Origin of the sequence: Homoserinimonas aerilata (assembly GCF_006716125.1) — a bacterium.
Classification (GTDB): Bacteria; Actinomycetota; Actinomycetes; order Actinomycetales; family Microbacteriaceae; genus Homoserinimonas; species Homoserinimonas aerilata.
Map to the genome: position 1 here is coordinate 1,078,725 of NZ_VFOM01000001.1, position 17,205 is coordinate 1,095,929.

A 17,205-nucleotide genomic window follows, 5' to 3' on the forward strand; every position below is an offset into this window, starting at 1 on the left:
ACCGGCCGTGCCGATCTGACGAGACGAGGGAATCTGTGGAGAGTCTCTCGGATGTCTCCCCTTGTCAGGGAGCAGAGCCTCACGTCACGACGGAGCGACCGTCTCAGGCGTCGATGACACCCAGCCAGAGCCTGCGAGCGTCGAGAGCCTCCTGTGCGTCGGCGATCTTCTTGGCATCGCCGCCAGCCTTTGCCTGCTCGAGCTCGTCCTCGAGCTTCGCGATCGCATCCTGAAGCTGGCTGGCGAGGCCCTCCGCCCGAGCCTTGCGCTCGGGGTTGTTGCGCTGCCAGTGATCGTCGTCGAGCTTCTTGACCGCGTTCTCCACCTTGCGCAGGCGGTCCTCGACGGGCTTGACCTTTTCACGGGGGACCTTGCCGATCTCATCCCAGCGACGCTGGATCGACAGCAGTGTCGTGCGCGCGCTGTCACGGTTGGTGGCCTTCAACAGGGGCTCAGCCTCGGTGAGGAGCTCCTCCTTGAGACGAAGGTTCTCCTCGAACTCAACGTTGTCACGGGCATCGATCTCAGACTTCGCGGAGTAGAGCTCGTCTCCCGCCGTCTTGAACCGGGCCCAGAGAGCATCGTCGACCTTCTTGCCGGCACGCCCGGCCGCCTTCCAGTCATCGAGAAGCCGACGGTACTCGGGAATGCCGTCGGCGCCGCGAGGCGCGAGCGCTTCGGCCTTGGCCACAAGCTCCTGCTTGAGTGCCCGAGCCTCCTTGTGCACCGCGTCGAGATCTGCGAAGAAGGCCTTGCGGTGGGATTCGATGGTCGTGCGGGCCGCCCTGAAGCGCTTCCAGAGCTCATTGCCCTCACCCTTCGGGAGGCGCGGGCCATCCTGCTGATGCTTCTGCCAGCGAGCGAAGAGCTCGTCGAGCGCGCTGCTCGTCTGCTTCCACTGGATTCGAGCGGGATCCTGAGCGGCAAGCTGCTCCGCCTCGGCGACGAGAGCGGTGCGATAGGCGATCGCCTCATCGAGGGCTGCACGATTCTCGGCCTGCTGCTTCTCCGTCAGCTCGTCGACCGAGCCACCGAGGGCATCCAGCCGGGTGCGAAGCGCAGCGAGATCGCCGACGGCATTCGCCGAGGCGACGGTCTCCCGCAGGGCATCAACGGTCTTCGCGATGTCTGCGCCCGGGGTGCCGCGTTTGATGCGCTGTTCGAGGAGCGTGACCTGCCCGGCGAGATCGGTGTACTTGCGCTCGAAGTAGGCCAACGCCTCCTCGGGCGTTCCGTCGGGATACTGGCCGACAGCACGCTCATCGTCTCCGTCGCGTACGAACACGGTTCCCGTTTCGTCGACGCGACCCCACGGTGCCTGGTTGTTGTTCGTCAAAGCCTCACCTCAGCTAGCAGGAATCGGGCACTGCCGTCCGATCGGCCACCAGCCTATTGCACAGCTTCCGGCGACGGTGCCAGCTTCGTCGGATGTCAGCCGATCGTGACGCGAGTGATGGTCGTCGGCACGACGGGTGTGCCGTCGTTCTCGCTGTTGACAGGAGTGAGCCCTGCATCGGTGATCTCAGCCTTGAGCTGGTCGAGTCCGCTGGTGACCTTGCCGATGACGGTGTATCCGCCAGCGGCATCCGAGGGGATGGTGGTGTCGTCGTAGACGATGAAGAACTGCCGACCGTTGCTGTATGCGTCACCCTGGGCCCGAGCCATGGCGATCGTGCCGGCAGCATAGACGTCATCGACGGGCGCGTTCTCGATCGGGCCGAAACTGAAGGACGGATCGCCGGCGCCCGTTCCGTCGAGAGAACCGCACTGCAGCACGAAGAAGCCACCGTCGGTGAGTCGGTGGCAGCTCTTGTCTACGAAGTAGTCGTCGGTGACCTCCTGCACGAAGGCGGCGACGGCCTGCGGCGCTGCGGCCCCGTCGAGCTCTATTGCAAGGGGAACCGAGTTCAGTTCGAGTTCGCCGGTCCAGGTGCGGGATTCCGCGAGCGCCGGATCGGGCACGTCTCCCACGTTCTCACCCTCCGCCGCAGGATCGGGCGAGGCGCTGGGTTCGGCTGTCGCGCTCGGCGTTGGCTCAGGGGCTCCAGGCCCCACCGTGAAGAAGGTGAACTGTGCAACCGTCGCGAGAGCCACGATCACGAGGCCTGCGAGTATGGCGAGCAGGTTGTCTCGCTTGCGCCTCTGCACGCTCTTCTCGTGCACCGTGCGCCGCGCTGTGTAGACGCGGAGTCGTTCCCGCGATGCGCGCGCATCCTTCTCGCCGTTCCTGCTGCCAGCCACATGTCCTCCGTCGGGTAGGGGTAACCCCCAAGAACTTTAGCGGAACGCCCCTCGCCGCACGCCCATGCCGCACATGCAGTCGGATGTCGGGCGCTCGGCCTACGATTGAGGCATGGTGGATGGACAGCCCGGGCTCTATACGGGCGCAACGCCTCTCGCAGTCAGGATGCGTCCGCGGAGCCTCGACGAGGTCGCCGGGCAGCGACATCTGCTGACCCCCGGGTCGCCGCTGGTGAGTCTCGCATCTGAGCCGGGGGGAGATGAGGGTTCGGTCTCCGTCATCCTGTGGGGCCCTCCCGGCACAGGCAAGACCACCCTCGCCCAGGCGATAGCGCACAGCTCGGGGCGCCGCTTCGTGGAGCTCTCCGCTGTCACCGCAGGGGTCAAGGACGTGCGCGAGGTCATGGAGTCTGCGCTGTCACAGCGTGATCTGTACGGGCAGTCGACCGTGCTCTTCCTCGACGAGATCCACCGCTTCACAAAGGCACAGCAGGATGCTCTCCTGCCCGGTGTGGAGAACGGTTGGGTCATCCTTGTCGCCGCGACGACCGAGAATCCGTCGTTCTCGGTGATCTCGCCGTTGCTGTCCCGGTCCCTGCTGCTGACGCTTGAACAGCTGAGCGACGAAGATCTCGGCATCCTCGTCGATCGGGCGGTCGTGGCTCCGCAGGGGCTTGACGGCAAGGTCACACTCGCTGCCGACGCGCGGGCCGACATCATCAGGCTCGCATCCGGGGACGCGCGACGGGCGCTCACGGCGCTCGAGGCGGCATCCAAGTCGGCCCTCTCTGTCACCACTGGCGAGTCGAGCACTGCGGCGAAGAAGAAGGCGAAGCCCGTCGTCACCTCAGAGACGGTGTCGCTCGCCGTCGATCGCGCGCTGCTGCGCTACGACCGCAACGGCGACGAGCACTACGACGTCATCAGCGCGTTCATCAAGTCGATCCGCGGATCTGACCCGGATGCCGCCCTGCATTACCTCGCGCGCATGATCGAGGCGGGGGAGGATCCGCGTTTCATCGCTCGACGCATCATCGTGAGCGCAGCAGAGGACATCGGCATGGCGGATCCTCAGGGGCTGGTGATCGCCACTGCGGCGGCGACGGCCGTGCAGATGATCGGCATGCCGGAGGGTCGCATCCCGCTGGCGGAGGCGGTCGTCTATCTCGCCACCGCGCCGAAGTCGAATGCCTCGTACATGGGAATCAACGCGGCGATCGCGGATGTTCGGGCCGGCAACTTCGGCCGGGTCCCGAAGCATCTCAGGGACGCCCACTACGCGGGTGCGAAGAAACTCGGTCACGGCAAGGGTTACCGCTATCCGCATGACTCCGAACTCGGTGTCGTGCAGCAGGACTATCTTCCTGCGGAGCTCGCGGGGGCGAGCTACTACACGCCGACCGATCACGGTAATGAGCGCGATGTCTCCTCGCGCCTCGAAAAGCTGCTGCGCATCATCCGCGGCAGGTGAAAGCTGCGACAGATGATAGAGTTGCGGATGCCTACAGTGGGTATTCGTGCACGGCTGCCTCGATACCAGCGCTGAATGGGCTCGTCCTTTAGCCGGACGGCCCGCGGCACCATCCCTCTTCTTATATTTCGTCGTGCATTCGGCACGCTCGAAACCAGCTGAAGACCGATGACGTCAGTATCGAAAGGAACCCGTGTCTACCAAGTCACGTACTCGTAGCAAGACCAAGCTCTCCCGTGCGCTCGGCATCCCGCTGACCCCGAAGGCCGCAAAGGGCTTCGAGAAGCGCCCGTACCCGCCCGGAGAGCACGGCCGCACCAAGCGCAAGACCGACAGTGACTACGCTGTCCGCCTTCGCGAGAAGCAGCGCCTGCGTGCCCAGTACGGCATCCGCGAGGCCCAGCTCAAGATCGTCTTCCAGGAGGCGCGCCGCGCCGAGGGCCTGACCGGTGAGAACCTGGTCGAGCTTCTCGAGATGCGTCTCGACGCGATCCTGGTCCGTGCCGCCATCGCGCGCACCACGGCGCAGGCCCGCCAGATGATCGTGCACCGTCACATCATCGTCGACGGCCAGCGCGTCGACCGTCCGTCGTTCCGTGTCAAGCCCGGCCAGCTGGTCGCGGTTCACGCGCGCAGCGAGGGCATGGAGCCCTTCCAGGTCGCAGCGGCCGGCGGTCACGTCGACGTGCTGCCAAAGACTCCGGAGTACCTCGAGGTCGAGATCGACAAGCTGCAGGCGCGCCTCGTGCGTCGCCCGAAGCGTGCCGAGGTTCCGATCACGTGTGAAGTCCAGCTCGTCGTCGAGTACTACGCCGCGCGCTAGTTCCTCGCAGAGCGCAGAAGCGGGTCGCCCCTGGGCGGCCCGCTTCTGTCGTTAACGCTCGGATGCCCATCTGGTAGCGTCGGGCGATCCACACGGAAAGCAGACACTAAGCTCGATACGGAACCTGGCGGCACGGCACCGATCGTGCCTACCGCGATCCGTCTCGATTCACCCAATCAGGGAGCCTTTGACATGAAGAACATCCTGTTGCTCATCACCGGAGCCGCGATCGGCTTCGTCGCAGCCCACCAGATCAACAAGACGCCGGAGGGTCGCCGCTTCTTTGAAGAGGTCGACAGCCGCGTCGGCGAGTTCACCGGTGCTGTCGTCGACGGCTACAAGGCCCGCGAGGCAGAGCTTCGTGCGGCTGTGGCCGAGGCGGAGGAGACCATCGCCGACCTCAAGCGTGCCGCGGAGTAGGCACAGAACCTCGCCGCCTCGCCGGCTTCGTCACCCGGTCGGCTCGCCGCCGACCCGCTAGTACAGGAACACATGCAGACCGCCGATATCCGTCAACGCTGGCTCGACTTCTTCGCCGACCGGGGCCACACCGTGGTTCCTTCCGCCTCGCTTGTCAGCGATGATCCCACCCTGCTCTTCACCGTTGCTGGCATGGTGCCGTTCATCCCGTATCTGACCGGCTTGATCCCGGCACCGTACCCTCGTGCGACGAGCGTGCAGAAATGCATCCGCACCCTCGACATCGAGGAGGTCGGCAAGACGACACGGCATGGCACGTTCTTCCAGATGAACGGCAACTTCTCCTTCGGCGATTACTTCAAGGAGCAGGCGATCGCCTATGCCTGGGAGATGCTGACGACGTCAGAGGCGGATGGCGGTTATGGCTTCGAGGAACGGGATCTGTGGGTCACCGTCTACGAAGACGACGACGAGGCGATCGAGATCTGGAAGCGGATCGCAGGCCTGCCCGACGAGCGCATCCAGCGACTCGGCAAGGCCGACAACTATTGGCACACCGGTCAGTCGGGCCCCGGTGGCCCCTGCTCCGAGATCTATGTCGACCGTGGGCCGGCATACGGCGCGGAGGGCGGCCCTGCCGTCGATGACAACCGATACATCGAGATCTGGAATCTCGTGTTCATGCAATACCTGCTCGATGATGTGAAGAGCAAGACAGACTTCCGAGTCGTTCGAGAACTGCCCAAACGGAACATCGACACCGGCCTGGGCCTTGAGCGCGTTGCATTCCTCAAGCAGGGCGTCGAGAACATGTACGAGATCGATCAGGTACGGCCTGTTCTGGATCGCGCCGCAGAGCTCTCGGGCCGTCGCTACGGCGCCAACCACGAGGATGATGTGCGGATGCGCGTCGTAGCCGACCATGTGCGTTCTGCCCTGATGCTGATGTCTGACGGCGTGACTCCGTCGAACGAGGGCCGTGGTTACATCCTGCGCCGTCTGCTCCGCAGGAGCGTGCGATCAATGCGACTGCTCGGTGTCGACACGGCGACGTTCGGCGAGCTCTTCCCCGCTTCTCGCGATGCCATGAAGGCCTCCTACCCAGAGGTGGAGAGCGGTTACGACCGCATCGCGCGCCTCGCCTACGCCGAGGAGGAGAACTTCCTGGGCACCCTGGCGAGCGGCACGAACATCCTGGATCTGGCCGTTGCGAAGACGCGTGATGCGGGCACGAGACAGCTTCCCGGCGACACGGCATTCCTGCTTCACGACACCTTCGGCTTCCCGATCGATCTGACGCTCGAGATGGCCGAGGAGGCGGGGCTGAGTGTGGACCGCGCGGCCTTCGACTCGCTCATGCTTGAACAGCGCACGAAGGCGAAGGCCGATGCGAAGGCCAAGAAGACGGCCCTTGCTGATCTCTCCGTCTATGGCGAGTTCCGTGCGAAGGGTGAGACGGTCTTCACGGGCTACGAATACCTCAACACCGACACTCGGGTACTGGGCCTCATCGTTGACGGCGAGTCTGTCACGAAGGCCATCGCGGGCCAGACGGCTGAGGTCATCCTCGCCGAGACTTCGCTCTACGCCGAGTCCGGCGGCCAGGAGGCCGATGCCGGCGAGATCGTGGGCTCTGGTTTCGAACTCGAGGTGCTCGACGTTCAGCGCCCCGTCAAGGGGCTGATCAGCCATCGCGTCCTGGTGCGTTCGGGTGAGGTCGGCGTGGACGACGCTGCGACGACTGTCGTCGACCCCGAATGGCGCCGCGGCGCAACGCAGGCCCACTCGGCGACCCATCTGGTGCATGCTGCGCTTCGTCAGGTACTGGGTTCGGATGCTCACCAGGCCGGCTCCTACAACAAGGCCGGGTACATGAGGCTCGACTTCAACTGGAATCAGGCGCTCTCGCCGGAGACACGGTCTGAGATCGAGGAGATCTCGAATCTCGCGATCCGCAGCAACCTCGTGGTCGAGACTCGGGTCATGCCGCTCGCGGAGGCGAAGACGCTCGGCGCGATGGCCCTCTTCGGGGAGAAGTATGGCGACACCGTGCGTGTCGTAGACATCGGTGGCCCCTGGTCTCGTGAGCTCTGTGCGGGAACGCACGTTGCAAGCAGCTCGGAGATCGGACTCATCAACCTCGTCAGCGAGTCGTCGGTGGGGTCCACGAACCGTCGGATCGAGTCGCTTGTGGGTATCGAGGCGTTCCGCGAGCTGGCGGGGGAGCGGGCCATCGTCTCGCAGCTCACCGCGAGCCTGAAGACACCCCGCGAGCAGCTCCCTGAGCGCATCGCGGATCTCGTCGCCAACCTGAAGGCTGCGGAGAAGCGGGTCGCAGAGTACGAGTCAGCAGCCCTCGCGCAGCGCATCCCGCAGCTTGTCGACGCCGCAGTCCGTCGCGGAGGCGTGACGTTCGTGAGCGACTCGCTCGGAACGCTCGGGTCATCCGATGATCTCCGGTCCCTCGTCACGGGGGTTCGTGCTCGGCTCGGCAGCGAGCCGGCCGTCGTCGCCCTCGCGGCGGAGATCGGTGGCAAGCCGGCCGTGATCGTTGCCAGCAACGAGGCCGCCCGGGCGCTCGGCGTGAAGGCCGGGGCACTCGCGAAGGCTGCGGCCGGCATGCTCGGCGGAGGCGGGGGCGGTAAAGACGACCTGGCTCAGGGCGGAGGCAGCGACGTGTCGGCGATTCCGGCAGCGCTGTCGACCATCGAAGCGGAACTCCCGAGCTGACGATGCGCGCAGGCATCCGCGTCGGCGTCGACGTCGGCAAGGCCCGAGTGGGTGTTGCGCGCAGCGACCTGCATGGGATGCTCGCGACGCCTGTGCAGACGGTCGCCCGTAGCGCTTCTTCCGCGGCCGAGGTGTTGGCGATCGCCCGCGAGCACGATGCCGTCGAGCTCGTCGTCGGCCTTCCGCTGTCGCTGTCAGGCGGGAGCACCCCGTCGACGGATGACGCGCGTGCCTTCGCGAGAGAACTCAGCGTCTCAGGCGTTCCCGTGCGTCTCGTCGACGAGCGGCTGTCGACGGTCTCCGCGCAGCAGGCGCTGCGCGCCAACGGACGCACAACCAAGAACTCTCGGGCGGTCATCGACCAGGTCGCCGCCGTTATAATTCTGCAGCATGCCCTCGACGCCGAGAGGTCCTCGGGGACCCCCCCTGGAACGCTTGTCGTCCCGGACGAAGGACCCGAATGATGGCGAATGACGATACGAGCTGGGACGATATCTTCCGCTCGCAGCCCACGCCCGAGCCCACCCCGGCCGAAGGCGCTCAGCAGCCCGCATCCGACGGCAGGGCAGCTGCGCCGTCGTCCCGCAGGGAGGCTCGCGCCGCCGCCGAGCAGCAACGCCCCGACCCGTACGACGACGAGCCTCGGCGCCCCCGGCGCAGGAGAGGGTGGATCGGCTGGCTTGTCGCCCTGCTCGTCGTGCTCGGCCTGGCAGCCGGGAGCGTGGGCTATGTGTGGCTGAACTACGAGGAGCAGGTCCGCAAGGTCATGGGCTGGGAGATCCCGCCGGAGGACTACGAGGGCACGGGGACGACAGCGACCACGATCCTGATCAAGCCGGGCGACAACGGCGATGCCATCGCGCAGACCCTCGTCGGCGCTGATGTCGTGAAGAGCTATGACGCCTTCTATGAACTTCTCCTCGCCGAGAATCCGTCCTTCTATCCGGGCGTGTACACCGTCGCCGAGAAGATGAGCGCCCGGGCGGCGCTGGATGCTCTGCTCGATCCTGCGAACAGGGTCGAGAACTCAGCCCTCATCCACGAGGGCCGAAGCATCCACCAGGCCTTCGACATCCTTAGCGCGGCAACGGAGATCCCCGTCGAGGAGTTCGAGGCGGCTGCGGCAGATCCGACGGTGTACGGAGTCGCCCCGGAGGCGCCGAGTCTCGAGGGCTACCTCTTCCCGGCGACGTACACCTTCGATCCGGGGGTGACCGCGCAGTCCGTCCTGCAGACTCTGGTGAACCGCACCTTCCAAGCGCTGGATGACGCGGGTGTCGCCCCCGCGGACCGTCATCGTGTACTCACCATGGCCGCGCTCATCCAGCGAGAGGCCGGCCCCATCAAGGAGGACTTCTACAAGGTCTCCCGCGTGTTCACGAACCGGCTCGAGAAGCCCATGAATCTTGAGTCTGATGCGACGGTCTCCTATGGAACCGGCCGCACCGATACGGTCTGGACGACCCCGGATGAGCGTGCAGACGCAAGCAACATCTACAACACCTACGCGAATCCCGGGCTGCCTGCCGGCCCCATCGGCGCTGCTGGGGATCTCGCGATCGATGCCGCACTGCATCCGGTCGATGGCCCGTGGTTCTACTTCGTGCCCATTAATCTCGAGACAGGTGAGACGGTGTTCTCTGCCACCTTTGCCGAGCACAATTCGGCCGTGAAACAGCTCCAGGAGTGGTGTCGCACGAGCAAGAGCCCGAACTGCGACTGATGACGACCGACTCCTCAACGGCGGGGCCAGGTGTTGGCGAGGCACGGCTCGCAGTGCTCGGCAGCCCCATCGCCCATTCGAAGTCGCCGACGATGCATTCGGCTGCATACGCGGTTCTGGGGTTGCCCTGGAGCTACGAGCGCTTCGAGATGACCGGGGATCGGCTGCCGGAATTTCTCGACGGGCTGGGCTCGGAATGGCGAGGACTGTCCCTCACCATGCCGGTCAAGCGTGACGTGTTGCCGCTGCTCGACGAGCCCGACGAGCGGGTTCTGCTGACGGGGGCTGCCAACACGCTGCTCTTCGACGGGGGTCGCCGCCGAGGTTTCAACACGGATGTCTACGGCATCACTGCCGCATTCGAGCGTGCCGGTGTCGTCGAGATCGACCACGCTCAGGTCCTCGGCGGCGGCGCGACCGCGGCCTCCGCGATCGTCGCGGCGGCGCATCTCGGTGCCCGCCGAGTGACCTTGTCGGTTCGCAGCCCGCAGCGCAGCCTCGGGCTCGTCGACCTCGGCGAACGCCTTGGCCTACGGATCCACATCGAACCATTGGGGGAACATCCCTCGGAGCGCCCGGACGCCGTCATCAGCACCCTGCCGAATGGTGCTGAGGCCGCGCTGCATTTCGACGACGCGGTGCGAGCAGATTCGGTGCTCTTCGATGTCGGCTATGAGCCCTGGCCGACGGCTCTCGCCGCCCACTGGGAGGAGGCCGGCGGCCGCGTGATCTCCGGCCTCGAGATGCTTGTGTTCCAGGCGCTGCTGCAGGTGCGCATCTTCGTCTCCGGTCAGGCCGACGATGCTCTGGACGGCGAGGCGGATGTCCTGTCAGCCATGCGATCGAGCGTCGCCCTCCCTGTGCCCTGACGCGCGCGGAATTCACGGGCCGCCCGCTGTGGGAAGATCGTCTACATGCTTCGTTGGTTGACCGCTGGAGAATCCCACGGCCCGGAACTCGTGGCGATCCTTGAGGGATTGCCCGCCGGTGTGCCCGTATCGCTCGATGACATCAGGGCCGATCTCGCCCGCCGCAAGCTCGGCTACGGGCGGGGTGCGCGCATGAAGTTCGAAGAGGATCAGCTCGACGTCTCGGGCGGCATCCGCTTCGGCAAGACGATGGGGAGCCCTGTCGCTCTGCGCATCGGAAACACCGAGTGGCCGCGCTGGGTCGATGTCATGAGCGCATCTCCGGTGGACCCCGAGACCCTTCCGAAGGGCAGGGGTGCGGCGCTCACCCGCCCGAGGCCCGGCCATGCCGACCTGGTTGGCATGCAGAAATACGACTTCCCTGAGGCCCGCAACGTGCTCGAGCGCGCCAGCGCCCGTGAGACTGCGGCCAGGGTCGCCCTGGGATCGGTCGCCCGCTGCTTCCTCGGTGAGCTCGGCATCCGGCTCGTCAGCCACACCCTGTCGATCGGCACCGTTCGCGTTCCCGACGGCTCAGCGCTGCCCTCTCCTGATGACGTCGCGGGGCTCGACGCCGATCCGCTGCGCTGTTTCGATGCCGCGACATCCGCCCTCATGGTTGCCGAGGTCGACAAAGCGCATGACGACGGCGACACGCTGGGCGGCGTTGTCGAGGTGCTCGCCTACGGGCTGCCTCCGGGCCTCGGCTCCTACACGCACTGGGATCGCAGGCTCGACTCGCGCCTCGCCGGCGCGCTCATGGGCATCCAGGCGATCAAGGGCGTGGAGGTCGGAGACGGTTTCCTGACGACCACCCGCCGCGGTTCCGAGGCTCACGACGAGCTCTTCCAGACCGCTGAGGGGATCACGCGCTCGAGCGACAGGGCCGGCGGCACCGAAGGTGGCATGAGCACGGGCACGGTGCTTCGGGTGCGGGCCGGGATGAAGCCGATCGCGACGATTCCCCATGCGCTGCGTACCGTCGATGTCGCACGCGGCGAGGCCGCTGAGGCGCATCATCAGCGCTCGGATGTCTGTGCCGTTCCTGCCGCAGGTGTCGTCGCCGAGGCGATGGTCGCGCTCGTGCTGGCCGACGCCATGCTCGAGAAATTCGGGGGAGACTCTGTCGGAGAGACCCGACGCAACCTTCGCGCATATCTCGATTCCATTCCCGAACTGCTCACGACGACGACCGCAGCAGATCCCGAGCTGGCCTGATCACGATGGCAGATGCATCCCCCGTTCTCATCCTCATCGGGGCACCCGGCTCGGGCAAGACTCGGCTCGGCAAGCGCGTGGCGGGTGAGCTCGGCATTGCGTTCATCGACACCGACAAGCGCATCGTCGCCGAGCATGGCCCTGTCGCAGATATCTTCTCTGAGCACGGGGAGCCCTACTTCCGGGAGCTCGAACGTGCCGCTGTCGAGCGCGCCCTCGGCGAATCCTGCGTGCTCTCGGTCGGGGGCGGCGCGGTCATGCATCCCGCGACCCGCGCGGACTTCGCAAGGCAGCGAGTGGTTCGCCTCACGGTGAGCGCAGAGGCCGTGGCGTCGCGTATCACCGGAGGCAAGCGTCCGCTCCTCGGAGGCGGGGTCGACGCGTGGAAGAGCCTCGTCGAGCAGCGCGTCCACGTCTATGAAGAACTCGCCGACGCAAGCTGGGACACCTCCTCCCGCCCGCTCGACACGATTGCCCATGAGATCGTGGAATGGGTCGTGGAGCAACAGGCGCATGATACCCCGTCCGCGACCGCCGTCCAGGCCTCCACCGACGCCCAGCACTGAACCCAGATCAACACAGTCCTGAAAGGGGCTTCGAAGTGAGCATCACGACCATAACCGTCAATGGCACCCCGGACTATCCGGTGCTCGTCGGTCGCGACATCCTCGGATCGCTGCCCGAACTTATCGGGCCGGATGCTCGCAAGGTGCTTATCGTGCACCCGGCGACACTGGGCGCGCGCGCCGAGAAGCTCCGGGAGGATCTCTCCGATCATTACGAGGTTCTGCTCGCGGAGATTCCGGATGCCGAAGCCGGCAAGCGCGTTGAGGTTGCCGCCTTCTGCTGGCAGGTTCTGGGCCAGTCTGACTTCACCCGTTCCGACGCCGTCATCGGTTTCGGTGGCGGGGCCGTCACCGATCTCGCGGGCTTCGTCGCCGCAACCTGGCTGCGTGGCGTGCGCCTCGTGCAGGTTCCCACGACCCTGCTGGGCATGGTCGATGCAGCCATCGGTGGCAAGACCGGCATCAACACCAACGAGGGGAAGAATCTCGTCGGAGCCTTCTACGCACCGGCTGGTGTCGTGGTCGACCTCGACACGCTCACGGGGCTCAGCGAGATGGAGATCCTCGCTGGCTTCGGAGAGGTCGTCAAATACGGCTTCATCGCCGAGCCCGAGATCCTCGACATCATTGAGGGTGATGTCGCCCGTGCGAGCGATCCACGAACCGACGAGTTTCGCAGGATCGTGGAGCTGTCGATCGGCATCAAGGCTCGGGTCGTCGGAAATGACTTCACAGAAACCGGGGAGCGCGAGATCCTGAATTACGGGCACACGCTCGGGCACGCCGTCGAGTACGCGGAGCGCTTCCAGTGGCGACACGGCGCCGCCGTCTCGGTGGGGATGATGTTCGCTGCAGAGCTCGGGCGACTCACCGGGCGTCTTTCCGATGAGGCGGTCGACCGCCACCGCTCCGTGCTTGAGTCTCTCCAACTGCCGACGACCTACCCCGGTGGACGGTGGAACACGCTTCTCAGCGTCATGAAGCGCGACAAGAAGGCCAGGGGAGATCTGCTGCGCTTCATCATCCTCGATGACATCGGCAAGCCGACCGTGCTCGCGGGGCCCGATCAGAGCCTGTTGTTCGCCGCCTATCAGGAGATCGCATCCTAGCTCCGCGCCGCTCCTTTGGGCATCGGGCGCTCGAGCCGGTAAACTCTCCCTCCGGCGCTATCGCCCATGCTTCTCACGGCGGCGACTCGTCGTTTCCACCACAATCGAACGGATATCCTCATGGCTTCAACCGCTGACATCAAGAACGGCGTCGTCATCAAGATCGATGGCCAGCTCTGGACGGTCATCGACTTCCAGCATGTCAAGCCGGGCAAGGGGGGCGCCTTCGTTCGCACCAAGATGAAGAACGTCGTCACGGGCAAGACGGTCGACAAGACCTACAACGCGGGCACCAAGATCGAGATCGAGAACGTCGACCGCCGCGACTTCACGTACCTGTACAAAGACGGCGACTCCTTCGTGTTCATGGACTCGACCGACTACGACCAGATCAACGTCGCCGCATCGGTCGTGGGCGACGCCGAGAACTTCATGCTCGAGAACCAGCCGGTGACGATCGCCCTCAACAACGACAACCCGCTGTACATCGACCTGCCGGCATCCGTGGTCCTGGAGATCACATACACCGAGCCGGGCCTGCAGGGCGACCGCTCGACAGGCGGCACCAAGGCGGCCACCGTTGAGACCGGCTACCAGATTCAGGTGCCGCTGTTCCTCGAGACCGGCACGAAGGTCAAGGTCGACACCCGCACGGGCGACTACCTGGGCCGCGTCAACGACTAGTGAGCGCACGCACCAAGGCACGCAAGCGCGCCGTTGACCTCCTGTACGGGGCGGATGTCCGCGAGATCTCTCTGAACTCCGCGATCGCCGCAGAATCGGCGCGCGCCAGCGAACAGCCCGACCGGGCCGCATCCTGGCAGTACGCGCTCGAAATCGTCACCGGTATCACCGAGCATGGCGATGAGATCGATGAGCTCATCGAGACCTATTCGCAGGGCTGGACGATCGACCGGATGCCCGTGCTCGACCGCGCCCTCCTCCGGATGGGCATCTGGGAGATCATGTTCAACGAGCAAGTGCCGGATGCGGTTGCCATCTCAGAAGCGGTGCGGCTTGCCGAGGAACTCAGCACAGACGACTCTGCGAGCTTCGTGAACGGGCTGCTGGCGAGGATCGCGCAGCTTCGCGGCTAGCCGGACACCTCGGCGGAGAAGCAAAAGTTTCGCCGCGTTACGTCGTGATTTCTGACGGCCTCGGCTGAGCCCTACTGTCGGGGTGTGTCAACAGTCAGCGCCATCAGCTCGCCCTCCGTATCCTCCGGAGGTCTCTCCGTGCGCCTCCAGGGTGTTGGGCGTTCCTTCGGCGACCGCGTGGTCCTGAGCGGTGTCTCCCTCGAGATCGCGCCCGGCGAGATCGTTGCGCTCCTCGGCGCATCCGGCTGCGGCAAGTCGACCCTTCTCCGTCAGGTGTCCGGGCTCGACCGCCCGAGCACCGGCACGGTCGCGATCGACGGTGACGAGGTCACCGGCATCGACCTTCGCTGCTCTGTGGGCTTTCAGGAGCCTCGGCTGCTTCCCTGGCGCACGATCGAGCACAATGTGGCCCTCGGCCTCCCCAAGGGAATCGACAGGACGGCCGGCCGCGAACGGGTCGCCGAGCTGCTCCGGCTCGTAGGACTCTCCGAGGCCAGCAGCCTGCGCCCGCGTGAGGTATCCGGGGGAATGGCGCAGCGCGCCTCTCTCGCCCGTGCGCTCGCCCGCCGGCCCGGCGTTCTGGTGCTCGACGAACCCTTCGGCGCGCTCGACGCCCTCACCCGTCTCCAGATGCAGGATCTGCTGCTCGATGTGCACGCGGCCGAGCCCACCAGCATCCTGCTCGTGACCCATGACGTCGACGAGGCACTCTACCTCTCAGACCGGGTCGTACTGATCGGCAGCGATCCGGATGCTCCGCGCAACAGCGGGGCAGGCATCCGAAGCATCATGCAGGTTCCGGGGGAGAGGCCCCGCGACCGCGGCGACGCGACCCTCGCCCAGCTGCGTGCCGAGCTGCTCGACGGCCTCGGCGTGCACAGCCATCACGCAGCCTGACCCGCCACCCCTTCCACCCCATCAGCCACCCATTCACAGCAGACCCGAGGAACACCGAATGAAACTCAGCACGACCCTTTCGACAGTCGCCCTTGCCGCTGCCAGCGCGCTCGTGCTCGCTGGTTGTGTCGCAGGTGAGGGCTCGGCCCTCGACGCCGACACCGCAGCGGCGGGCGAGTGGAGCACCGACACCCTCGACATCGACTTCGCGACCTACAACCCGCTGAGCCTCATCATCAAGGAGAAGGGCTGGCTCGAGGGAAAGCTTGATGGAGTGACCGTGACCTGGCTGCAGTCCGCGGGCTCGAACAAGGCGAATGAGGCGCTGCGTGCTGGCGCCGTCGACGTTGGTTCCACAGCGGGTTCTGCGGCGCTCCTCGCCCGGTCGAACGGCTCACCCATCCAGGTGATCTCGCTCTACTCGCAGCCCGAGTGGGCGGCCATCGTTGTTGGCGCCGACTCCGACATCTCCTCTGTCGAGGACCTGCGTGGCAAGACGATCGCCGCCACGAAGGGAACCGATCCATACTTCTTCCTGCTTCAGACCCTCGACGAGGCCGGCATCGGTCTCGACGAGGTCACGGTGGAGAACCTGCAGCACGCTGACGGAGGAAACGCGCTCGTCACGGGCGCCGTCGACGCATGGTCGGGCCTCGACCCGATCATGGCCACGACGGAGCTCGACAGCGGGGCGAAGCTGATCTACCGCAACATCGACTTCAACACCTACGGCTTCCTCAACGCCACGGAGGACTTCGTGACGAACCACGCGGATGTCGCGCAGGTCGTCGTGAACGCGTATGAGAAGGCCCGCATCTGGGCCGCGGAGAACCCCGAGGAGTCTGCCCAGATCCTCGCCGACTACTCGGGAACCAGCCTCGACGTCGCCAAGAAGGTCCTACTCGAGCGCACCAACCTCGACGTGGGCAAGCCCGGCCAGAAGCAGCGCGATGTACTCGAGATCGTCGGCCCGATCTTCGTCGAGTCCGATGACGTGGAGAGCCAGGACGACATCGACGCGGCACTCGATTCCCTCATCAACGACTCGTTCTACGACACGATCGACGTCGACTCCATCAAGGACTGATCATGACGGTCACCACGAACGAGAAGCGCGAACCCGCTGCCGAGCCCTCGGCGACGCTGCACCAGTACGTCTCGGGCTACGGATATTCGGCTGCGGGCACGGAGGCGAACTCCCAGCCCAAGCAGCCGGGACGTAGGCGCTCTCGTTCGTGGTGGATTGTGCTCGCCGGGTTCGTCATCCCGATCGCGGCCCTCGCCGCGTGGTATCTCGCCACCGAGTACGAGCTTGTCCCGACGCACCGGATGCCGTCACCTGAGCGCGTCGTCACCGCAGCGATCTCGATGATCGAGAATGGCACCCTCGCGACCCACATCGCCATCTCGACCCAGCGCGTTCTCCTCGGCTTCGTCTTCGGTGCCGTCGCCGGGCTTGTGCTCGGCTCGATCGTCGGCCTCTCCCGCTGGGGATCGGCGTTCCTCTCGCCGTCGATCGGTGCACTTCGCGCCGTGCCCTCGCTCGCGTGGGTGCCCCTGCTCCTGCTCTACCTGGGTATCGGCGAGGACTCGAAGGTCACGCTGATCGCGATCGGCGCCCTGTTCCCGGTCTTCACCACCGTCGCAGGCTCGCTCAGGCATGTCGACCGCCAGCTCGTCGAACTGGGCCGCGCCTACGGCCTGACCCGCCTCGAACTTCTGGCGCAGGTGCAGTTGCCGGCGGTCATCCCCAGCATCGTCTCCGGCCTGCGGCTCGCACTCGCTCAGGCCTGGCTGTTCCTGGTCGCCGCTGAGCTCCTGGCGTCGTCGAGGGGCCTCGGCTTCCTCCTGAACGATTCCCAGAACAACGGTCGCATCGACCGCCTCTTCCTCACGATCATCCTGCTGGGCATCCTTGGCAAGACGACGGATGCCCTCATCGGGCTCCTGGAGAAATACCTGCTCAAGAGGTGGGGCTGACGCCGTAGGCGGAGAGCACCCC

17 protein-coding genes are annotated in these 17,205 nt (G+C 65.7%); 15 read left to right on the forward strand and 2 right to left on the reverse strand.

What is annotated here, in order from left to right; genetic code table 11:
* Positions 1-103 precede the first annotated feature (103 nt).
* Positions 104-1,336: a DUF349 domain-containing protein gene (locus FB562_RS05085; protein ID WP_185740460.1), complete on the reverse strand. Its 1,233-nt coding sequence runs from the start codon at positions 1,334-1,336 to the stop codon at positions 104-106.
* A 95-nt stretch (positions 1,337-1,431) separates the two neighbouring features.
* Entirely contained in the window at positions 1,432-2,241 is an 810-nt protein-coding gene (locus tag FB562_RS05090; protein WP_141880151.1) for a peptidylprolyl isomerase, read from the reverse strand.
* A gap of 112 nt (positions 2,242-2,353) precedes the next feature.
* Here FB562_RS05090 and FB562_RS05095 point away from each other — a divergent pair, with 112 nt between their 5' ends.
* The 15 genes from FB562_RS05095 to FB562_RS05165 all read left to right on the forward strand — a co-directional run bounded on the left by FB562_RS05095 (position 2,354) and on the right by FB562_RS05165 (position 17,183).
* Positions 2,354-3,712 (forward strand): replication-associated recombination protein A, encoded by a 1,359-nt coding sequence (locus tag FB562_RS05095; RefSeq protein WP_141880152.1) that lies wholly within the window; start codon positions 2,354-2,356, stop codon positions 3,710-3,712.
* Between the two features lie 193 nt (positions 3,713-3,905).
* On the forward strand, positions 3,906-4,535 hold the full coding sequence (gene rpsD / locus FB562_RS05100) for a 30S ribosomal protein S4 (RefSeq protein WP_141880153.1): 630 nt from the start codon (positions 3,906-3,908) through the stop codon (positions 4,533-4,535).
* Between the two features lie 192 nt (positions 4,536-4,727).
* The gene (locus FB562_RS05105) at positions 4,728-4,955 is read left to right on the forward strand and encodes a M15 family metallopeptidase (RefSeq protein ID WP_141880154.1); all 228 of its coding nucleotides are present in this window, start codon (positions 4,728-4,730) and stop codon (positions 4,953-4,955) included.
* Between the two features lie 72 nt (positions 4,956-5,027).
* The gene (gene alaS, locus FB562_RS05110) at positions 5,028-7,685 is read left to right on the forward strand and encodes an alanine--tRNA ligase (protein WP_141880155.1); all 2,658 of its coding nucleotides are present in this window, start codon (positions 5,028-5,030) and stop codon (positions 7,683-7,685) included.
* A gap of 2 nt (positions 7,686-7,687) precedes the next feature.
* The gene (ruvX, locus tag FB562_RS05115) at positions 7,688-8,149 is read left to right on the forward strand and encodes a Holliday junction resolvase RuvX (protein WP_141880156.1); all 462 of its coding nucleotides are present in this window, start codon (positions 7,688-7,690) and stop codon (positions 8,147-8,149) included.
* The gene (gene mltG / locus FB562_RS05120) at positions 8,149-9,408 is read left to right on the forward strand and encodes an endolytic transglycosylase MltG (RefSeq protein WP_141880157.1); all 1,260 of its coding nucleotides are present in this window, start codon (positions 8,149-8,151) and stop codon (positions 9,406-9,408) included. The genes ruvX and mltG overlap by 1 nt, the downstream gene beginning before the upstream one ends.
* Positions 9,408-10,277 (forward strand): shikimate dehydrogenase, encoded by an 870-nt coding sequence (locus FB562_RS05125; RefSeq protein WP_141880158.1) that lies wholly within the window; start codon positions 9,408-9,410, stop codon positions 10,275-10,277. The genes mltG and FB562_RS05125 overlap by 1 nt, the downstream gene beginning before the upstream one ends.
* Before the next feature lie 45 nt (positions 10,278-10,322).
* Positions 10,323-11,534 (forward strand): chorismate synthase, encoded by a 1,212-nt coding sequence (gene aroC, locus FB562_RS05130; protein ID WP_141880159.1) that lies wholly within the window; start codon positions 10,323-10,325, stop codon positions 11,532-11,534.
* A 5-nt stretch (positions 11,535-11,539) separates the two neighbouring features.
* Complete coding sequence (locus tag FB562_RS05135) at positions 11,540-12,100, forward strand: shikimate kinase (protein WP_141880160.1); 561 nt, start codon at positions 11,540-11,542, stop codon at positions 12,098-12,100.
* Positions 12,101-12,135: 35 nt separating this feature from the next.
* Positions 12,136-13,209: a 3-dehydroquinate synthase gene (gene aroB / locus FB562_RS05140; RefSeq protein WP_141880161.1), complete on the forward strand. Its 1,074-nt coding sequence runs from the start codon at positions 12,136-12,138 to the stop codon at positions 13,207-13,209.
* 120 nt (positions 13,210-13,329) lie between these two features.
* Complete coding sequence (gene efp / locus FB562_RS05145) at positions 13,330-13,893, forward strand: elongation factor P (RefSeq protein WP_141880162.1); 564 nt, start codon at positions 13,330-13,332, stop codon at positions 13,891-13,893.
* Positions 13,893-14,306, forward strand: a complete 414-nt coding sequence (nusB, locus tag FB562_RS05150) for a transcription antitermination factor NusB (protein ID WP_141880163.1) — start codon at positions 13,893-13,895, stop codon at positions 14,304-14,306. Before efp ends, nusB begins: the two co-directional genes overlap by 1 nt.
* Positions 14,307-14,390: 84 nt before the next feature.
* A complete protein-coding gene (locus tag FB562_RS05155) occupies positions 14,391-15,203 on the forward strand; it encodes an ABC transporter ATP-binding protein (protein WP_246081342.1) in 813 nt (270 codons plus the stop codon).
* Positions 15,204-15,261: 58 nt separating this feature from the next.
* Positions 15,262-16,290: an aliphatic sulfonate ABC transporter substrate-binding protein gene (locus FB562_RS05160; RefSeq protein ID WP_141880165.1), complete on the forward strand. Its 1,029-nt coding sequence runs from the start codon at positions 15,262-15,264 to the stop codon at positions 16,288-16,290.
* Between the two features lie 2 nt (positions 16,291-16,292).
* Complete coding sequence (locus FB562_RS05165; RefSeq protein ID WP_141880166.1) at positions 16,293-17,183, forward strand: ABC transporter permease; 891 nt, start codon at positions 16,293-16,295, stop codon at positions 17,181-17,183.
* Positions 17,184-17,205 lie beyond the last annotated feature (22 nt).